Source organism: Bradyrhizobium diazoefficiens USDA 110 (genome assembly GCF_000011365.1).
Classification (GTDB): Bacteria; Pseudomonadota; Alphaproteobacteria; order Rhizobiales; family Xanthobacteraceae; genus Bradyrhizobium; species Bradyrhizobium diazoefficiens.
Map to the genome: position 1 here is coordinate 233,772 of NC_004463.1, position 19,274 is coordinate 253,045.

The 19,274-nt window shown below is 64.8% G+C and carries 18 protein-coding genes; 7 read left to right on the top strand and 11 right to left on the bottom strand.

Translation table 11 applies throughout. From position 1 onward, the window contains the following. Window positions 1–11 precede the first annotated feature (11 nt). Window positions 12–1,316: a citrate-proton symporter gene (locus BJA_RS01185; protein ID WP_038966661.1), complete on the top strand. Its 1,305-nt coding sequence runs from the start codon at window positions 12–14 to the stop codon at window positions 1,314–1,316. 6 nt (window positions 1,317–1,322) lie between these two features. Here BJA_RS01185 and BJA_RS01190 read toward each other — a convergent pair whose 3' ends face one another. After that, on the bottom strand, window positions 1,323–1,787 hold the full coding sequence (locus tag BJA_RS01190) for an Lrp/AsnC family transcriptional regulator (RefSeq protein WP_011083072.1): 465 nt from the start codon (window positions 1,785–1,787) through the stop codon (window positions 1,323–1,325). Between the two features lie 163 nt (window positions 1,788–1,950). Here BJA_RS01190 and BJA_RS01195 point away from each other — a divergent pair, with 163 nt between their 5' ends. After that, complete coding sequence (locus tag BJA_RS01195; RefSeq protein ID WP_011083073.1) at window positions 1,951–2,964, top strand: 1-aminocyclopropane-1-carboxylate deaminase; 1,014 nt, start codon at window positions 1,951–1,953, stop codon at window positions 2,962–2,964. Between the two features lie 204 nt (window positions 2,965–3,168). Here the strand turns inward: BJA_RS01195 and recQ are convergent, their stop codons facing one another. From recQ to BJA_RS01220, 5 genes are all read right to left on the bottom strand, one after another. Next, a complete protein-coding gene (gene recQ / locus BJA_RS01200; RefSeq protein WP_038966662.1) occupies window positions 3,169–5,034 on the bottom strand; it encodes a DNA helicase RecQ in 1,866 nt (621 codons plus the stop codon). Window positions 5,035–5,269: 235 nt separating this feature from the next. Beyond that, window positions 5,270–6,013 carry a polysaccharide deacetylase family protein gene (locus tag BJA_RS01205; protein WP_038966663.1) on the bottom strand — a complete coding sequence of 248 codons (744 nt, stop codon included), beginning with the start codon at window positions 6,011–6,013 and terminating at the stop codon, window positions 5,270–5,272. A gap of 100 nt (window positions 6,014–6,113) precedes the next feature. Next, the gene (metA, locus tag BJA_RS01210) at window positions 6,114–7,115 is read right to left on the bottom strand and encodes a homoserine O-succinyltransferase MetA (protein ID WP_011083076.1); all 1,002 of its coding nucleotides are present in this window, start codon (window positions 7,113–7,115) and stop codon (window positions 6,114–6,116) included. Window positions 7,116–7,127: 12 nt separating this feature from the next. Then, window positions 7,128–8,429 (bottom strand): O-acetylhomoserine aminocarboxypropyltransferase/cysteine synthase family protein, encoded by a 1,302-nt coding sequence (locus BJA_RS01215; protein WP_011083077.1) that lies wholly within the window; start codon window positions 8,427–8,429, stop codon window positions 7,128–7,130. A 326-nt stretch (window positions 8,430–8,755) separates the two neighbouring features. Further along, window positions 8,756–10,330 (bottom strand): amidase family protein, encoded by a 1,575-nt coding sequence (locus tag BJA_RS01220; protein ID WP_011083078.1) that lies wholly within the window; start codon window positions 10,328–10,330, stop codon window positions 8,756–8,758. Window positions 10,331–10,582: 252 nt separating this feature from the next. Here BJA_RS01220 and BJA_RS01225 point away from each other — a divergent pair, with 252 nt between their 5' ends. Continuing rightward, the gene (locus BJA_RS01225) at window positions 10,583–11,401 is read left to right on the top strand and encodes a uracil-DNA glycosylase (protein WP_011083080.1); all 819 of its coding nucleotides are present in this window, start codon (window positions 10,583–10,585) and stop codon (window positions 11,399–11,401) included. Continuing rightward, window positions 11,398–13,008, top strand: coding sequence for an amidohydrolase family protein (locus BJA_RS01230; protein ID WP_011083081.1), 1,611 nt, complete (start codon window positions 11,398–11,400; stop codon window positions 13,006–13,008). Before BJA_RS01225 ends, BJA_RS01230 begins: the two co-directional genes overlap by 4 nt. Before the next feature lie 7 nt (window positions 13,009–13,015). Here the strand turns inward: BJA_RS01230 and BJA_RS01235 are convergent, their stop codons facing one another. After that, entirely contained in the window at window positions 13,016–14,050 is a 1,035-nt protein-coding gene (locus BJA_RS01235) for an aldo/keto reductase (protein ID WP_011083082.1), read from the bottom strand. Between the two features lie 10 nt (window positions 14,051–14,060). Then, window positions 14,061–15,242 (bottom strand): MFS transporter, encoded by a 1,182-nt coding sequence (locus BJA_RS01240; RefSeq protein WP_038966673.1) that lies wholly within the window; start codon window positions 15,240–15,242, stop codon window positions 14,061–14,063. Window positions 15,243–15,340: 98 nt separating this feature from the next. Between BJA_RS01240 and BJA_RS01245 the strand changes: the two genes are divergently transcribed. Beyond that, window positions 15,341–16,318, top strand: a complete 978-nt coding sequence (locus BJA_RS01245) for a LysR family transcriptional regulator (RefSeq protein ID WP_011083084.1) — start codon at window positions 15,341–15,343, stop codon at window positions 16,316–16,318. Window positions 16,319–16,576: 258 nt separating this feature from the next. After that, window positions 16,577–17,374, top strand: coding sequence for a (S)-ureidoglycine aminohydrolase (allE, locus tag BJA_RS01250; protein ID WP_011083085.1), 798 nt, complete (start codon window positions 16,577–16,579; stop codon window positions 17,372–17,374). Window positions 17,375–17,429: 55 nt separating this feature from the next. Here allE and BJA_RS01255 read toward each other — a convergent pair whose 3' ends face one another. The 3 genes from BJA_RS01255 to BJA_RS01265 form a co-directional block, all read right to left on the bottom strand. Further along, the gene (locus BJA_RS01255) at window positions 17,430–17,837 is read right to left on the bottom strand and encodes a RidA family protein (protein WP_011083086.1); all 408 of its coding nucleotides are present in this window, start codon (window positions 17,835–17,837) and stop codon (window positions 17,430–17,432) included. Between the two features lie 180 nt (window positions 17,838–18,017). After that, window positions 18,018–18,272, bottom strand: coding sequence for a hypothetical protein (locus BJA_RS01260; RefSeq protein WP_011083087.1), 255 nt, complete (start codon window positions 18,270–18,272; stop codon window positions 18,018–18,020). Further along, the gene (locus BJA_RS01265; protein ID WP_244423861.1) at window positions 18,269–18,997 is read right to left on the bottom strand and encodes a helix-turn-helix domain-containing protein; all 729 of its coding nucleotides are present in this window, start codon (window positions 18,995–18,997) and stop codon (window positions 18,269–18,271) included. Before BJA_RS01265 ends, BJA_RS01260 begins: the two co-directional genes overlap by 4 nt. Here BJA_RS01265 and BJA_RS42755 point away from each other — a divergent pair. Then, window positions 18,996–19,163: a hypothetical protein gene (locus BJA_RS42755; protein WP_236842160.1), complete on the top strand. Its 168-nt coding sequence runs from the start codon at window positions 18,996–18,998 to the stop codon at window positions 19,161–19,163. The two genes, BJA_RS01265 and BJA_RS42755, sit on opposite strands and share 2 nt — an antisense overlap. Window positions 19,164–19,274 lie beyond the last annotated feature (111 nt).

The following is a 19,274-nucleotide window of genomic DNA, read 5'->3' on the forward strand; positions in this document are numbered from 1 at the left end:
GCAAGCGAGAGATGCAGACGAACAGGAAAGCCATCGCAGCCGCGATCGCCGGCAATGCCCTGGAGTGGTACGACTTCACGGTGTTCGCCCTGATGACACCGGTCATCAAGAACCTGTTCTTCCCGGTCGACCCGAAAATTTCGGGCAGTGAGATCAACGCACTGCTGCTGACCACCGCGCTGTTCGGCACCGGCTTCTTCATGCGGCCGATCGGCGGCCTCGTGCTCGGCTATTTCGGCGATCGCAAGGGGCGGAAGGCGGCGATGACGCTCGGCATGGGCATCATGGCTGTGTCGGTCGCGCTGTTGGCGTTGACGCCGACCTACGCCACGGCCGGCATTGCGGCGCCGCTGATCGTGCTGCTGGCGCGGCTGTTGCAGGGCTTTTCGGTCGGCGGCGAGTTCGGCACCTCGACCGCCTATCTGATCGAAGCGGCGCCTCCCGGCCGCACCGGCTTCTATGGCTCGTGGCAGATCGCCGGCCAGCTCATGGCCAACGTGCTCGGCGCAGTGCTGGGTGCCGCCCTGACGCTGGCGTTCACGCAGGAGCAGCTTGCCGCCGGCGCCTGGCGCATTCCCTTCTTCGTCGGCCTCGTGATCGTTCCGATCCTGCTCTATATGCGCGCCAGCGTCATCGAGCCCGAAGCTTCCCGGCGCAGCATGGCGACGCTGCACAAGGACAATTTCATCGCCGCGCTGAAGAATCCCGGCCGCAATTTCCTGATCGGCATGGGCATGGTGGTGGCGAGCGCCGTGTCGTTCTACGTCACCTTCGGCTACACCGTGACCTACGCCAAGGAGGTGCTGAAGCTGCCGCTGATGCAGAGCTTCCTGGTGCAGATGATCGCGGCAATCGTGATGGTGATCGTCGTGCCGATCGCGGGCGCCGTCTCCGACCGCTATCCGCGCCGGCCGCTGTTGCTGGTCTCGCTGATCGGCTATTTCGTCTCGCTCTACCCGCTCTATGCCTGGGTGATCTCCGAGCCGTCGATCGCAAGGCTCCTGGTCGCCCAAATCGTCATCGGCTTCTTCAGCGCCTTCTTCCTCGGCGTCTACTGCACCACGCTGGTCGAGCTGTTCCCGATCCGCGTCCGCTCGACCGCGCTTGCGATCGTCAACAATGTCGCGGTGCTGGTGTTCGGCGGCTTTGCCCAGTTCTTCGTGACCTGGCTGATCGCGCTCACCGGCTCCCCGCTGGCGCCGATCTTCTATGTCATGATCGGCGTCGGCCTCGGGCTGATCGCGGTGATCGCGATGCGGCCGGAGGACGCCGAGCGGGAGCAGGTCCCGGACGGCGTCGTCGAACAGGCATCGTGAAGCCGCTCAAAACTCCAGCGGCGCGTTGTCGACGACCTCTTTCATCACGAAGAAGGTGCGGGTCTGGCGCACCCCCGGCAGCGCGATGAGCTGTTCGCCATGGATGCGGTTGAAATCCTCCATGTCGCCGACGCGGATCTTGAGGAAATAGTCGAAGTCGCCGGCGACGAGGTGGCAGTCGAGCACGAATTTCAGTTTTGCGATCGCCTGCTCGAAGATGGCAAAGCTTTCCGGCGTCGAGCGGTCCAGCACGACGCCGACCATGACCAGCGTCCCCTTCGCCACCTTCTTCGGCGCGATCATGGCGCGGACGGCAGCGATGAAGCCGTCCTCGAACAGGCGCTGGGTGCGGCGATGGCAGGTGGCGGGGCTGATCGCAACGGTTTCGGCCAGCTCGGCATTGCTGAGCCGGCCGTTATTTTGAAGCAATCTCAATATCTTAAGGTCGGTTCGATCGAGCCGAAGCGGCATGGAAGAAGCTTCCGATTCTGGATGATTTTCTGAAAGAAATATTAGTCAAAATGCCAATCTTCGCAAGATATCATGCAATATCGGTGCAGCATTCGAGAGCACATTCCTTACCACATATGCTAATCGCTGCGGCCAGCTCAACACCAATCGAGATGACCTGACCATGCTGGAAAAATTCGCGCGCTATCCGCTGACCTTCGGCCCGACGCCCATCGAGAAGCTGGAGCGGCTGTCGAAACATCTCGGCGGCAATGTCGAGATCTATGCCAAGCGCGAGGACTGCAACTCCGGCCTCGCCTATGGCGGCAACAAGCTGCGCAAGCTCGAATACATCATCCCGGACGCGATCGCCTCGAACGCCGACACGCTGGTCTCGATCGGCGGCGTGCAGTCCAACCACACCCGCATGATCGCCGCCGTCGCCGCCAAGATCGGCATGAAGTGCCGCCTGGTGCAGGAAGCGTGGGTGCCGCACGAGGACGCCGTCTATGACCGCGTCGGCAACATCATGCTCTCGCGCATCATGGGCGCCGACGTGCGCCTGGTCGACGACGGCTTCGACATCGGCATCCGCAAGAGCTGGGAGCAGGCGATCGAGGAAGTGAAGGCCGCGGGCGGCAAGCCTTACGCGATTCCCGCCGGCGCCTCCGTGCACAAATATGGCGGGCTCGGCTATGTCGGCTTCGCCGAGGAAGTGCGTAAGCAGGAAGCCGAGCTCGGCTTCAAGTTCGACTACATCGTGGTCTGCACCGTCACCGGCTCGACCCATGCCGGCATGCTGGTCGGCTTCGCCGCCGACGGCCGCGCGCGAAAGGTGATCGGCATCGACGGGTCGTTCACCCCGGCGCAGACCAAGGCGCAGGTGCTCTCGATCGCCCAGAACACGGCCAAGCTCGTCGAGCTCGGCAAGGACATCGTCGCAGACGACGTCGTGCTGATCGAGGACTACGCCTATCCCGCCTATGGCGTGCCGTCGGAAGAGACCAAGGAGGCGATCCGCCTCACCGCGCGTCTCGAAGCCATGATCACCGACCCCGTCTACGAGGGCAAGTCGATGCAGGGCCTGATCGACCTCACGCAGAAAGGCTATTTCGAGAAGGGCGCGAAGGTCCTCTACGCGCATCTCGGCGGTGCCCCGGCGCTCAACGGCTACGGCTACGCGTTCAGAAACGGCTAGTGCGTCGGTGCCGTAAGACGGCGCGCGCCTCCTCACTGGTCTCGTCCTGGCGAAAGCCAGGACCCATTACCCCGACCGCCAATTGTTGAAACACACTGAGGCTGTCGGCGTGCCGTTTCCCACGGCCTGTGGTTATGGATCCCGGATCTGCGCGCGCTTTGGGCGCGCTTGTCCGGGATGACGGTGGAGATATTAGCTTCACCCCTACCGCGTCCGCACGATCTGCAGCAGCTCGTCGCCATAATGCTCGAGCTTCTTGTCGCCGATGCCGGGCACGTTGCGGAGCTCGTCCAGCGTGGTCGGCCAGGCCCGCACGATGCCGTCAATGGTGGCGTCGTGCAGCACGACATAGGCCGGCACGCCACGTTCGCGCGCGACATCCGAGCGCCAGGACCGCAGCCGGGCACGCAATTCAGGATCGACATCGCCTTGCGGGGCGCTGGCCGCAGGCGCGAGATCGCCGCGGCGGGATTTCGCGCGGCTGGAACGGACGCGGGTGCCGGGCACCTCCTCGCGCAGCCATACCTCGGTCTCGCCGCGTAGCACGCCGCGCGCGGCCTCCGTCAGCTTCAGTGCGCCATAAGCTTCGCTGTCGCTCTGCAAATGGCCCATCGCCACGAGCTGCCGCAGCACCGTGCGCCACTGCTTTTCGTTGAGCTCGCGCCCGATGCCGAATACCGACAGCTTGTCGTGGCCGAACTGCGTGACCTTCTCGGTCAGGCGACCGATCAGCACGTCGATCAGGTGCATCGCGCCGAAACGCTGGCCGGTACGATAGACGCAGGACAAGAGCTTTTGCGCCAGCACCTTGCCGTCGCGCATCTTCGGCGGCGTCAGGCAGTTGTCGCAATTACCGCAGGTTTCACCGTGCACGATCTCGCCGAAATAGGCGAGCAGCCGCCTGCGCCGGCACTGCGCGGTCTCGGCGAGCCCGACCAGCGCGTCGAGCTTGCCGATCGACACGCGCTTGAAATCGTCCGAGCCGCTGGACTCGTCGATCATGCGGCGTTGCTGCACGATGTCGGAGAGGCCGTAGGCCATCCATGCCGCGGACGGCTTGCCATCGCGGCCGGCGCGTCCCGTCTCCTGGTAATAGGCCTCGATGCTCTTGGGCAGATCGAGATGCGCGACGAAGCGCACGTCGGGCTTGTCGATGCCCATGCCGAAGGCGATGGTCGCCACGATGACGATGCCGTCCTCGTTGAGGAAGCGGTCCTGGTTGCGCGAGCGCACGCTACTGTCGAGCCCGGCGTGATAGGGCAGCGCGGCGATGCCGGCATCATCGAGCGCGGCGGCGACCTCCTCGACCCGGTTGCGCGACAGGCAGTAGACCACGCCGGCGTCACCCGCATGGCGCTCCCGGATGAACTCCTTGAGCTGCGACACCGCATTGCGCTTGTCGACGATCTCGTAACGGATATTGGGGCGGTCGAAGCTCGAGACGAATTGCGGACTGCCCCCAAGCTTGAGCCGTTCAACGATCTCCTTCCGCGTCAATTCGTCGGCGGTCGCGGTCAGCGCGATGCGCGGCACCTCGGGAAAGCGCTCGGCGATGATGGAGAGGCCGACATATTCGGGGCGGAAGTCGTGGCCCCATTGCGAGACGCAGTGCGCCTCGTCGATCGCGAACAGCGCCACCTTGGCCTGCGCCAGCATCAACAGGCAGCGCGGCGTCACCAGTCGTTCCGGCGCGACATAGAGCAGGTCGAGATCGCCCGCGATCAGGCGCCGCTCGATGTCGGAGGCCTCCTGCGGCGTCAGCGACGAGTTCAGCGCGGCGGCGTTGACCCCGGCCTCGAGCAGGCCGGCAACCTGGTCGCGCATCAGCGCAATCAAGGGCGAGACCACGATGCCGCAGCCTTCGCGCAGCAACGACGGCAGCTGGTAGCACAGCGACTTGCCGCCGCCGGTCGGCATCAACACGAGGCAATTGCCGCCATCGGTGACATGCCGGATGATCTCGCCCTGCGCGCCGCGGAACCCCGGCAGGCCGAACACCGAATGCAGCACCGACAGCGCGTCGCGGCCGTTGGCCGGCGCGGGCAGCGGAGCAGTGGAAGGGACGTTCATGGGTGTGTCGGAGGCCGTGGGATTCGTCACAAGGCCAGTCGCATGGCTGCGCGGGCGTGGCAAGACGATTTGACGCTTGCGCCGCTGCTTCTTCTCCCTCTCCCCGTTCTTACGGGGAGAGAGTTGGGGTGAGGGGCCTCTTTCCACGGATGAGACTGTTGCGGGACCTGTACCCCCTCACCCGGATCGCAAGAGCGATCCGACCTCTCCCCGCAAGCGGGGCGAGGTAAGAGAGCTACGCCCCGATTCGTCGCAGCGCCTCCGCGACGGTTACGATCGGCATGTCGCGCTTGCCGGCCGCCTCCAGCGCATGGCGCATCAGGTGCGGCGTGCAGCCATAGGGGCTCGGCGCGTTCACGACGTCATGGCCGTAGAAGATGAGCCATCCGCCGCTTGCGACCGCCTCGTCGAAATAGCGATCGACGCCCGCCCTATCGATCTCGCAATCTACCAACGGTGAGGCGCGCAGGAACTGGAGGTCGATGACATCGCGATTGACGCCGGGCAGAATGCCGCGCGCCGAGCGGAAGGTTCTCGCGAGCTGCGGCTTGCGCCAGACCGAGGCGAGGCCGTACGGATAGGCGAAATTCTCCAGCGCGATCGAGGAATCGATTTCGCGGAGATGGCTGCGGTTTCGTTCGATCTCGCGGGTCATGGCGGCCTCGCCGAGATTGACCGCGCTCTGATGCGAAAAGGTATGGCAGGCGATCTCGTGGCCGGCATGGTGAAGCCGCACGATTGCGTCGTTCGACAGCCCATGCCAATGATCCGACGGCCGGCCAATCAGGCTGCCGGCGATGTAGTAGGTGCCGCGGCCACCATGCGCTTCGAGAAGCGAAGCACCCTCGCCGGCGGCACTATCGGGGGCATCGTCGAAGGTGAAGCTCACCATCGGCGCGTGCGCGGGCAGCCGGTGCGGCGCGGCACGGAAATGCCGGGCCAGCCGATTGCTCACGCGTCCCTGGAGTGCCGACCACACGACCGCATTTCCTGTTTGCCCCGCCCCCTTCAGTGAAGCATTCGTACGCTGCCGGAAGCAAGCTTCACACTTCGTTAGTCCTAACGTGAAGCGTCCCGACCTAGCGCGCAAGGACCGACGCATCGGCGTCCGCGCCGAGATATTGCAGCCAGTTACGGAATAGCGCCGCCGCCGCGCTGCCGGCGGCGATATCGGCGCGCAAATTCAGCGCGGGAAGCTCGTTGCTGAGCGCTGGATGGCGCTGGTGCCTCGCCTGCTTCTCGAAGCGCACAAGCTTCTCTTCCGTCGCTGCGTCAAAATAGCTCACCGGCAGGTGCGGATAATTGTCACGCTCGCGCACGAGGTAGCGGCCGACGTCGCGCAGATATTCGCGCTGGAGCGACAATGCGTCATATTCGGGGTGGCCCTGGAAGAACACGAAGCGGCTGGCATATTGGCGGACGAAGACGTCGACACCAGCCAGTGCCGAGCGGGTCAAGACCTGATAACCGGCCTGCTCGAGGTCGCTCTCGACGATCTCGTTCAGGCGCGAATGCGAAACCTTGAGCGGCGCAGGCAGGGCATGCGTCAGCGGATCACCCGTAACGGCCTCGCAGTCGAAGATGCCGTGACACTTGGCCGGTAGCCGTCGCCGCGCGATGCCGTCGAGGTGCAGCACCGCGGCGTGCGCGGCGAGGCATGACCAGATCGTCGAGCGCGTGTTGGTCCTCGCCCAGTCGACCAGATCGGTGAGGTCGCGCCAGTACGGCTCCTGGTCGAGCTCGGGCGCGACCGGCTCGGCGCCGGTCACGATCAGCCCGTCGAATCGCTGACGCTTGAGATCCGCGAGATCGGAATATTCGCTCTCGACGTGCCATTTCGCTTCGGGCGAGCGCTTGACCGAGGGCAGCGAGAAGCAGTGGAAGCGGATGCGGCGCGGGCCGGCGGCGGCCTGGAGCAGCTTCATGAACTGCCGCTCAGTCGCCTTCAGCGCCGGATCAGGCATGTTGTTGATCAGCCCGATGGTGAGCTCGGCGCCGGCATGATCGCGCGCCAGATCGCCCTCAGCCGGCACCAGCGCCGGGCTCGACATACCGTGATCCCTGTCGATCAGGATCGTCATCGGGGCCGTCGCCTACTCCGCGGCCTGGAGGCGCGACGACGGACAGGCTTTTTCCAACGCCTGGTCGATGTCCTCGATGATATCGGCAGCATGCTCGATGCCGATGGACAGGCGGATCGTCTCCGGCAGAACGCCGGCGAGGCGCTGCTGCTCCGCCGACATCTGCCGGTGCGTGGTCGAAGCCGGATGGCAGGCCAGCGACTTCGCGTCGCCGATATTGACGAGGCGCGTGATCAGCTTCAGCGCATCGTAGAAGGTCTTGCCGGCTTCCATGCCGCCCTTGATGCCGAAGGTGAACAGCGAGGAGGCATTGCCGTCGAGATATTTCTGGACCAGCGGATAGTAGGGGCTGTCCGGGAAACCCGTGTAGTTGACCCAGGCGACGCGCGGGTCAGTACGCAGGAATTCGGCGACCTTGCGCGCGTTCTCGACGTGGCGCTCCATGCGCAGCGCCACGGTCTCGATGCCCTGGAGCAGCAGGAAGGCGTTGAACGGCGACAGCACCGAACCCATGGTGCGCTGATAGACGCTGCGCGCGCGCTCGATATAGGCGGTCTTGCCGAAGCGCTCGGCATAGACGAGTCCGTGATAGGACGCGTCCGGCTTGTTGTAGGCGGGGAAGCGGTCGGCGTATTTCGCCCACGGAAAATTTCCGGAATCGACGATGGCGCCGCCCAGCGTGGTGCCGTGGCCACCCAGGAACTTGGTCAGCGAATGCACGGCGATGTCGGCGCCGTAGTCGAACGGCTTGAGCAGGATCGGGGTTGCGACCGTGTTGTCGACGATCAGCGGCACGCCATGGGCATGCGCGATCTTCGCCAATGCCTCGATGTCGCAGACATTGCCGGCAGGATTGCCGATGGTCTCGGCGAACACCGCACGGGTGTTCTCGTCGATCAGCTTCTCGATCGCATCCGGCTTGTCGCTCTCGGCGAAGCGGCCCGTGATGCCCTGGCGCGGCAGAATGTGCGAGAGCAGCGTGTGCGTGGTGCCGTAGAGCTGCGGCACGGACACGATGTTGCCGCCGTGATCGGCGACGTTGACGAAGGCGAAATGCAGCGCCGCCTGGCCGGTCGCGACCGCAAGCGCGCCGACGCCGCCTTCGAGCTGGCTGATACGCTTCTCCAGCACCGCGCTGGTCGGATTGGCGATGCGGCTGTAACGGAAACCCTCGGCCTCGAGATTGAAGAGCGCCGCGCCGTGATCGGCGCTGTCGAAGGCGTAGGCCGCGGTCTGGTAGATCGGCACGGCAACCGCGTGCGTGGTGGCTTCGGGCTCATAGCCGGCGTGAATAGCGATCGTCTCGTTGCGCATCGTGCCACCTCCGCGTGGAGCGGGCCGCACTTATTGGCCTGTATGAGGCACGTGCGTTGTCCGCCGTCCTCGTGTTAGAGGCGGGTGGTAAAGCGAGCAATAATTCGCCTAGAGATCGAGGAAGTAACCCTAACGGTTATTGGTGAATTGGCTAAAATTCGAATCAAATTGGATTAACGAATTCGTACGCCTAGGCGCGACTCGCTTCCCATCGCGGATGCAAAGCATCGGCGTTCTCAAGGGACGGCGGCCGAAGGCCGCCAGTGCCACCCTCTCCCACAGGGAGCGAGGGCGGCACTGTCAACGCGGCGGCAACTCGCGAGCGCTCAGTCCATCGTCTCCCATAGGCGATGGGCGAGCACGCCGGCACGATTCTCGATCGCCGCCGCGGCATCGAGCGCGAGGTCCTCGCGGTAGCGGCCGGTGATGAGCTGCACGCCGATCGGCTTGCCCTCGTGCAAGGCCACCGGCACCACCGCGCCGGGCAGGCCCAGCACGTTGATCGCGGAGATGAAGCGTATCCCGCCCCAGAACACCTCCTGCACGCGCTCGGCGCTGATAGTGTCGTCGCGCGGGCCCGGCGTCGGACTGACCGTGGTCGGCGCCAGCACGACCGGGTAGTCCTCGAAGAACAGCTGCCAGGCGCGGATGTGGCCGTTGCGCGCGGCCGTCGCCTGCATCCAGGCCTTGAGATCGAGCACATTGGCCTTGGCCTTCATGCCGTTCCACGCATTGTGGAAATCCTCGGACGTGACCTTCAGCATCGCGGCCTCCTGCATCACCATCGTCTCGTTGGTGATGATGTCGCACCAGGTCTGCCAGACGCCGTTGATGTCGGGCACCTCGACCTCGCTGACGCGATAGCCGGAACGCTCGAGGTGATCGGCGGCCCGGCGCAGCGCCGCGGCGACCGCCGGATCGACGTCCATGTCGTCGGGGATCTTCGCCAGCGCGACCTTGATCGGTCCCTTCGGCTTCGGCCCCACAAGCGGCGCCGGCACCCACCAGGGATCGCGCGGATCGCGCTGGCTCATCACCTCCAGCGCGAGGCGAACGTCGGCAACGTGGCGGGCGAGCGGCCCCTGCGCCGACATCAGATGCGCCAGCATCGGCCGCTCGGCCGTTGCGCTTCCGTTGAAGGCGGGGATGCGGCCCTGCGTCGGCTTGATGGTGGCAACGCCGTTGCAATGTGCCGGCCAGCGCAGCGAGCCGCCGATGTCGTTGCCATGGGCGATGGTGCCGATACCGGCGGCAACCGCCGACCCCGCGCCACCCGAGGAGCCGCCGCAGGTGATATCAGGGTCCCAGGGGTTCAGCGTCAGCCCATGCAGGGGATTGTCGGTGAAGCCGCGGAAGGAGAATTCCGGCGTGTTGGTGAGACCGATGACGATCGCGCCGGCCTTCTTCAGGTTACGGACAACAGGCGCATCCGACGGCGCGATGTAATCCTTGTTGGCGGGCACGCCGTTGAAGTTCGGCCGGCCTTCGTAATCGACGTTTTCCTTGATGGTGATGGGCACGCCGTGCAGGAGGCCGAGCTCGCCGCCTTTGGCGCGCTGCTTGTCGGCCGCATGCGCAGCCTTCAGCGCTTCCTTGCTGAGATCGACAACGACCGCATTCAGCCTGGGATTGACCGCGCGCATCCGATCCAGATGCGCCTCGACGGTCTCGACCGCGGAGATTGCGCCGCTGCGGATCGCGGCCGCGGTATCGACCGCAGACCATTGCCAGACCGGCCCCTTGGGACGGCGCGCCGTGGCCGATTTGCGCGGGGCGGCCTTCTTGACTGATTTCTTCGCAGCTTTCGCGACGGCACCCTTGCGGGCGGTGGCTTTCTTGCTCGAGGTCTTCGTTACTTTCCTTGAAACACTTTTCTTCTTGCTCGCCGTCTTCTTCGCCACGCCGCATCTCCTGAAATTGCGCCGCGGAGGTTATGGAGATCACGCGACCGTGTACAGGCGCGTTTCTGCATGGCGCGTTGTCGCGACGCTCTGTCACGGCCCCGGAGCCAGGGACGCCCGTGAACCTTTGCGCCCGCTGTCTTGACCCATATATTGGTTGAATTGTGCAACAGACTACCGCTGAGATTGCGGCATAACGACCAGGTTTTTTGACGCAGCTATTTTTGACATCGGCAGATTGGAGCATTTTCCATGCTCACAGAATTCGACGCCGGATACGGCGAGCAACCCTTTCGCGATCTGTGCGCCAACTACCCCGGCGCTGAAGCCTACGATCCCCACGACTTCCGCATCGAATGGGGGCCCATCTTTCACCGCGGCCGGCTGGACGGATCGGCGCGTGTGCTCATCGTCGGCCAGGATCCCGCCCAGCACGAGACCATCGTGCGCCGAATCCTGGTCGGCACCGCGGGCCGCCGGACCCAGGGCTTTCTGGCCAAGCTCGGCATCGTGCAGAGCTATGTGATGGTGAACACCTTCCTGTACAGCGTTTACGGCCAGAGCGGCGGCTCCAAGCACAAGAACGAGCCGGGCATCGTCGACTATCGCAACAAATGGTTCAAGGCCGTGCTGGGCCCCGGCAACATCGAGGCTGTCGTCTCGCTCGGCGGCCTCGCGGACGAGGCCTGGAAAGCCTGGCTCAAGAGCTCCGACGGCGCGGCCTACAAGACCCTCGCGTATCAGCACATCACGCACCCGACCTGGCCGGAAAGCTCCGCGCATGATTCCGCGACGCAGGCGGCGAATACCAAGATCATGCTGGCCAAATGGAATGCCGCCCTCGCGGCGCTGGCGCCTGAGGTCAAGCATCCCGACGTGCCGACGACACTCGTGCCGTACGGCGACGCCTTCAAGCCGTCCGAGCTTGTCGACATCATTGCAAAGGACCTTCCGGCGGGACTGCCGGCCTGGATGCGTGGAGATACGCCGTGGGCCGTGCGCCAGGGCGTTGACGCGGCGGCCAAGCGGCGCACCATCATGATCACCATTCCCGATGGGGTGATTCCATGAGCCCGGCCGCAAACCCGAAGCGATGGGCGCTGACCGGCCGGATCGTGACGATGGCCACTGAGGGCGACGTCATCAAGAACGGGACGATCTTCATCGAGGACAATCGGATCGCCGCGATCCTGCCCAAGGGACAGCCGGCCCCGGTGGGCTTCGAGGCCGTCGCCGCGGTGACCACCGGCGGCACCATCTATCCCGGCCTGATCGAGCTGCATAATCACCTCAGCTACAACGTCCTGCCGCTCTGGCGCGTGCCGCAGCTCTTTGGCAATCGCGACCAGTGGCAGAATGCCAAATCGTACAAGACGTCCGTGACCGGCCCGATGAGCGCGATCGCCCTTGCCGACGACGGCTCGCTGCTGCCGGCCCTGGTTCGCTATGTCGAAGCCAAATGCCTGGTCGCGGGAACGACGACGAGCCAGGGGATCACGCTGTCGAACTGGAGCGGCACGATCCACAAGTATTACAAGGGCGCGCTGCGCGCCGCCGAGATCGGGAGCCCGCCCGATCTTCCGCGGGCACACTCCAAGATTCCCGACATCGATGCCGAGGATTGGGCGAAGTTCGACAACGAGCTGAAATCGTCGGCGTGTTTCCTGCTCCACTTAAGCGAGGGCATCGATCCCAAGGCGCATAGCCACTTCCTGGCGCTGCGCAATTCCGCGGGAGATTGGGCGATCGAGCCGTCGCTGGCCGGCATTCATTGCACGGCGCTCGATGCGACCGACTTCGGAACGATGGCCCAGCACCAGGCCAAGGTCGTCTGGTCGCCCCTGAGCAACCTGCTGCTCTATGGCAAGACGACCGATGTCGTCGCCGCGTGCGCCGCAGGCCTCACCATCGCGCTGGGCTCGGATTGGTCGCCGTCCGGCAGCAAGAACCTGCTGGGCGAGCTGAAGGCGGCGAAGGTCGTATCCGCGCATTTCAATCTCGGCTTCAGCGATTACGATATCGTCGCGATGGCAACGCGCAATCCGGCCGCGATCCTGAAGTGGGACTCAAAGCTGGGAACCATCGCCAAGGGCAAGTTCGCCGATCTCGTCGTCGTGAAGGGTGTCACCGGCGATCCTTACGCCCACCTGATCAAATCGCGCGAGCAGGATATCGTCCTGGTCACGATCGGCGGGCGAGCGCGCTATGGGACCAAGAAGGCCATGCAGCAGGCAGGCGGAAGCGGCGAGGCCCTGAAGGTCGGCAGGAGTGCGCGGGTGATCGATTTCACCTCGCCCGACCAGGATCCGGGGATCGAGAAGATCACGCTGGCGGAAGCAACGACCCGATTGAGTGCCGCGCTCGGCAATCTCGGCACGTTGCAGCCGCACAGCATCGCGATGTCGGCCGCGATCGCGAGCGGAACGGTGTCACGAACCGGATGGCGTCTCGCGCTGGACGAGCAGTTCGGCAACAATGTCCAATTGCGCCCGCGGCTGGCATATAACGGCATCCGGACCGGTCCGGATTTGGCAGCTGTCGCAGCAGCCGCCGAGCCGCTGCATCCGATCAAGCTGGATGGCCTCACGGTGGCCGACGATCCCGTCTTCATCGACACGCTGAAGAGCGAACCCAACCTTCCGCAGGGACTAGGCGCAGCGATCGCCGCCTTCTATTAGCTATCCGTCACACCAGCGGTGGATTGAGCCGCGCAAAACCCTCCTGGATGCGATAGGGGTAATAGGGATAGGGCGGCATCACGGCGCACGCCTCGTCGAGACGCTTGATCTGATCCGCGCCCAGCGACCAGCCGACCGCACCGAGATTGTCGCGCAGCTGCGCCTCGTCACGGGAGCCGATGATCACGGAAGAGACGGTGGGGCGCGACAGCAACCAGGCGATCGCGACCTGCGGCACGGTGCGGCCGGTCTCGGCGGCAATCGCATCCAGCACGTCGACGATCGCGTAAAGCCGCTGCTCGTCCACGGGCGGACCGAATTGCGCGGTGGCGTGCAGGCGGCTCTGTTGCGGCAGCGGTTGGCCGCGCCGGATCTTTCCGGTCAGCCGCCCCCAACCGAGCGGGCTCCAGACCAGCGCGCCGACGCCCTGATCGCGCGCGAGCGGCATCAGCTCCCACTCATAGTCGCGGCCGAGCAGCGAGTAATAGACCTGGTGCGCGACATAGCGCGGCCAGCCGTGCCGGTCCGCGATGGCGAGCGACTTCATCAGCTGCCAGCCCGCGAAATTGGAAACGCCGACATAGCGCAGCTTGCCGGCACGCACGAGCGTATCGAGGGTGGACAGCACCTCCTCGATCGGTGTGAACGCGTCGAACGCGTGAAGCTGAAGGAGGTCGATGGTGTCGGTGCCGAGCCGTTGCAGCGCTGCGTCGACCGCAGTCAGCAACCGCTGCCGCGATGAGCCGGCATCGAGCGGGCCATCGCCCATCGGCAGGCTCATCTTGGTCGAGATCAGCACCTTGTCGCGGCGGCCCTTGATCGCAGCGCCGAGAATCTCCTCGGAGGCACCGTTCGAATAGACGTCGGCACTGTCGAACAAATTGACGCCGGCATCGAGGCAGATGTCGACCAGCCTGCGCGCTTCCTCCGTGCCGCTGCGGCCCCAGGCGGAGAACAGCGGACCCTGGCCGCCGAACGTGCCGGTGCCGAAGCTGAGGACGGGGACCTTGAGCCCGGACGCACCGAGACTACGATATTCCATGATCGCTCTCCTATTCCGCCGGGCACGCCGCGACTGCGGTCGCCGTGCGATCGAGCTGGAGGCTCCACAGCGCCAGCACGAGGCCGATCGCGGTGATTCCGGCCGCCACCAGCGGCAACGCGGAGAGGTCGAGCCCGCGATCGATGGTGACACCGCCGGCCCAGGCCCCCAGCGCGTTGCCGAGATTGAACGCGGCGATGTTGAGGCTCGAGGCCAGCGTGCGGCCGCTCGGGCCGGCGGCTTCCAGCACGCGCAGCTGGAGCGGCGCGACGGTTGCGAAGGCGGCGATGCCGAGCAGCAGGATCAGCACGATCGCGGGGATCTTGACCGACAGCACCGCGGCAAGGCCGAGCAGCACGATGGCGAGCGCGGCGAGAGTGCCGATCAGGGCCCGCGCCAGGCCGCGGTCGGCGAGCTTGCCGCCCGCGACGTTGCCGATCGCAAGACCCGCGCCGAACACCAGCAGGATCGGCGACACCGCTTCCTCCGAAAAACCGGTGAAGCGCGTCAGGATCGGCTGGATATAGGTGAAGACGACGAACAGGCCGGCAAAGCCGAACACGGTCATGGCGAGGCCGAGCAGCACCTGCGGACGGCCGAGCACCGCGAGCTCTTCAGCCAGCGAGATCGGCTTGTCGCCGTTACCGACATGGCCGGGCACGAACGCGGCGACCACGGCAAAGGCGATCACGCCGATGACCGTTACCGCCCAGAACGCCGCGCGCCAGCCGAGCATCAGGCCGAACCAGGCGCCGAAGGGCACGCCCAGCAGCGTTGCGACCGTGAGGCCGATGAACATGGTCGCGATCGCCGAGGCGCGCTTGTCCTCGGCGACGAGGCCGGTGGCCACGACCGAGCCCACGCCGAAGAACGTGCCGTGGGCCAGCGAGGTCAGCACCCGCGCCGCCATCAGCAATTCGTAGTTCGGCGCCAGCGCGCAGGCGGCATTGCCGAGCGTGAAGATCGCCATCAGCGCCAGCAATACGGTTTTGCGCGGCATCCGCCGCGTCGCCAGCGTCAGAACCGGCGCGCCGACGAACACACCCAGCGCATAGCCGGAGATGAGGAGGCCCGCGATCGGCACGGAGACATGCATGTCGGCGGCGACCTGGAGCAGCAGGCCCATGATGATGAATTCGGTGGTGCCGATGCCGAAGGCACCGGCGGTGAGCGCAAGGACGGCGGGAGGCATGCGGGACTCCAATGGATGGCACGAGCCACGCAGATAGCCGCGCTGCAGCAAAAGCATTAGGATGTCCGCAATCCAATCATTTGTGACGTGAATTCAACATGGCCCGTTTCGACACCAACCGCTCCGCCGAGATGGAGGTTTTCGTCCGCGTCGTCGACCTGGGCGGGTTCACCCAGGCCGCGCGAAAACTGCGCCTGACGCCGTCGGGCGTCAGCAAGCTGATCTCGCGGCTGGAGGTACGGCTCGGCTCGCGGCTGATCAACCGCACCACGCGCAAGCTCACGCTGACGGAGGAAGGCCAGGCCTTCTACCAGCGCGCCGTGCGCATTCTCGCCGAGATGGAGGAGGCCGAGCGCGAGGCAGCTTCAGGCGCGGCACCGCGCGGCCGCCTCACCGTCAACAGCAACATCCCCTTCGGCATGCTGCATGTGATGCCGCTGATCCCGCGCTTCCTGGAACAGCATCCCGACGTCACGCTCGATCTGGTGCTGACCGACACACTGATCGACCTGATGCAGGAGCGCGCTGACGTCGCGATCCGCGTCGGACCGTTGCGGGCCTCACGCCTCGTCGCGCGAAAACTCGGCACCAGCCGCATGGTTGTGGTCGGCGCGCCGAATTATCTCGCGCGCTTCGGTACGCCGAAGATTCCGGCGGATCTTGCCGATCACCGCGGCATCGGCTGGACCTTTCCGCGCTCGATCCGCGGCTGGCCCTTCAAGCGCGGCGACCGCACCGAGGAAGCCGTCCCGCCGCCGGCCGCCCGCGCCAGCGACGGCGAAGCCGCCCGCCGCCTCGCGCTCGGCGGCGTGGGCCTCGCCCGCCTCGCCCTCTTCCACATCGGCCCCGACATCGAATCAGGCCGCCTCGTCCCGGTCTTGCAGAACTACAATCCCGGCGACCGCGAAGACATCCACGCTGTCTATGTCGGCCACACCGCGCCGCTCCCGGCGCGCGTCCGCGCGTTCATCGATTTTCTGGCGGAGCACGTGCGGGTGAGCGACCCCGCGCTGAAGCGCGCGGGGGACGGGAAATGGAGGGTGATGGAAATCCAGCGGACGCGTCCTATTCCTTGAGCTAAGCCTCACGTCGGCGTCGCATCGGAGCTCGACCTGGGCCGGCTCATTGCTCCACTGTCCTTTCCGCATTGATGCGAGGGACTGGCTGGTATGTTCTGCATTCGCGCTCTCGTCGCAAGGATCCCGTGATGATAACTGTCCGGAACCGGCTGCAACGTGAAGCGGGCTCCAGTGTCCGCGGCATGTTTCCGAAATCCGCCGACGCGGCCTTTCGCTAGAACCTTTCGATTGAACCAGACTCCCCGAGGACCTCAGATGCATCCCACCGACTTGCCCGGCCAACCCGGCATCGTTCCTCCCGGAGCGATCGGCCACAATCGCGGCGTTGTCGGTCGCAACTTCGCGTTCATGCCGCCGGAAGGCGTGTTGAAGAGCCGGCTTCCGGCGTGGAAATCCACAACCGTGCGCTTTCTGGCGGCGCCTTCGCTCGGCGCCGGTTTTGCCCAATATATGCTGGAAATCGAGCCCGCGGGCGGTACGGCCCAGCCGATCTGTGTGGACCTGCAGCACTTCTTCTATGTTGTGGCAGGAGGCGTGGACGTGACCATCGGCTCCGACCCGCCAGTGGAGCTTGCTGTCGGCGCCTTTGTCTATGTACCGCCCGGCGTATCCTTCACGATGTCCTGTCATCCCACCGCGCCTGCCCGCATCATCGCCGTCAAGAAGCGCTATGAGAAGGCCGAGGACATCGCCACCCCGACGGCGATCATCGGTCAACAACAATCCATGCCGATGACGAACCATACCGGGCTGCAGGGCCGCGGGTTCAAGCACCTGCTGCCAATGGGCGACCTGCGGTTCGACTTTGAGATGAACCTGATGTTTTTCCAGCCCGGCGTCTGCTTCCCGGCTGTCGAAACGCACATCATGGAGCACGGATTGTTCATGCTGGAGGGGCAAGGCCTATATTATCTCGGCAATAGCTGGCACGAAATCTGGGTTGACGATTTCATCTGGATGGGATCGTTCTGTCCGCAGCAATTCTATCCCACCGGCCTGAACCACTCGGTTTATCTGCTGTACAAGAACGTCAACCGGGACGTCGTCCTCTGAGGATGGCCGATGAGCGCCGGCAAGACGAGTCGAAGCGAACGAGGTTCAGAGATCCTCAGCCTGATGCCTGAGACGTATCGCGCGTGCCAGCCGGTAGCGCGGCGGTGATGATGATCTCGATCAAATCACCATCGGGCATAACCGACTGCACGAACGAGCGCACCGGCCCATAACCCGCCGGCATCCAGCTCGCCCAGGCCTCGTCGAAGGCTGGCTTGTTGTCGTGGTCGGTCACCACGATCTCAGCCTTGACGATGCGCGTACGGTCCAGACCCGCATCCTTCAGATAAGTATCGATGACGCCCAAGGCGCCCAGCGTCTGTATGCGAATGTCCTGGGTGCGATCAGGTGAAACCGCCACCGCCCACAGCAACCCGCCGCCGCCCGGCATATGATATGTTGTTACCGCTGACTTGCTGGGCAGATTCCTGTTCGGGATGCGCGTGATGTCGTTTGCATTCATTCTGGGCTCTTGGGCTTGGAGGAGATTCTCGCGATGACGCCTGAGGCCTAACAGCTATCGCGCTCGAAATAGTTCGGAATCGTTGCTTGCCGCACAAAATCGTGGGATGGCGGAGGGTGTCAGTCAATCCCCGTTGAAAGATACAGCACTCTCGACATTCCGAGACTGGCTCCGTCTCCTTCAGCTTTGCGTGGCCGTTTCTTCGATCGACGGCTCCATCAAGGCATAGTGCGCGATGCCGGCGGCAATGAGCCTGCAGAAGTTTATGGTAACGCGACCGTAGAAGGCGCCCGCCCCGGGTTCCGAGGATGCGAACCGATAGGAGGCGCCGAGACCGCGAGCGATCTCCAACAATCCCATGATCTCATGGTGCACCAGCGCCGAATGAATGCCGACCAGCTGCAGCAGCAGGGCCTGAATGCCAGGGTTGCTCATGACGGTCTTGCTCCGACGGGCGGCAGCGGCAGGAATTGCGCGAGATAGGCGCTCCTCCATTGATACGGCGTGTCGCCCGCGAAGCGCTTGAACACCGTCGTGAAATGAGCCTGCGTCTGGAACCCGACGGTCAAGGCGATGTCGACGAGCGAGACGTCAGCTTGTTGCAGCAATTCCTGGGCCCGCTCGATCCGCCGCTTCAGCAAATACTCGTGCGGCCTGATGCCGACGGCCGCCCGGAACTGCGCCGCGAAGTGCATCCGGCTAAGGCCGGCAACGGCAGCCAGATGCTCCAAGGTCACCTTCGCGGCCAGATTGTCGTCGACATACTGCATGACGCGCTTGAGGCGCCATTTCTGCAACGACCGCACCGCCCGGCAAACCCGGCCTTCATGATCACCCTCGGCCGACTCGGGCTGGCCTTGTCCGGCCACCGTCCGCCGGCTTGCCTTGCGGGTCAGAATGGCCAGACGCAGCGCATCGACAAGGATGGCAGAATGGGGATGGTGCATGGCTTTGGTGGCCGCGAGCGCATCCGCGAGGCGCTGCATCACCGGATCCGTGAATCCTTCCGCGCCCGTCTCCCGATCGACCTCCGAGGAGGCGCACGCAAGCCGTTTCGCGGACACCCTGAAGCTCGGCTCGCGGTCGGCAGATCCCCGCACGTCCGGCGCAGGCGGCTCGATGGCCAGCGCAACATCCAGATGAACGAGGGAGAGCGTCATGGCCTCCTCGCCGGAGCGCCGTGAACGTCTCGATGACCGCAGCCGCCCACATTCGATTGACGAGACGTCGATTGCGGCGGCGACATGGTCCTTGGCATTTTGCGGGTGTGACATCTGCAGCGACATCGTCGAACTCCTTGTTCCATTTCGCATCGGCAATGTCTGACGACTTGTCCGAATGCGATGGGAGCAGAGTAGTTCGGCGATCCGCGCGCTCCATTCTACGCGCGGGTGCATGGATAAGGTCTCGGGTTAACTGCGTCATACCTAGGTATGA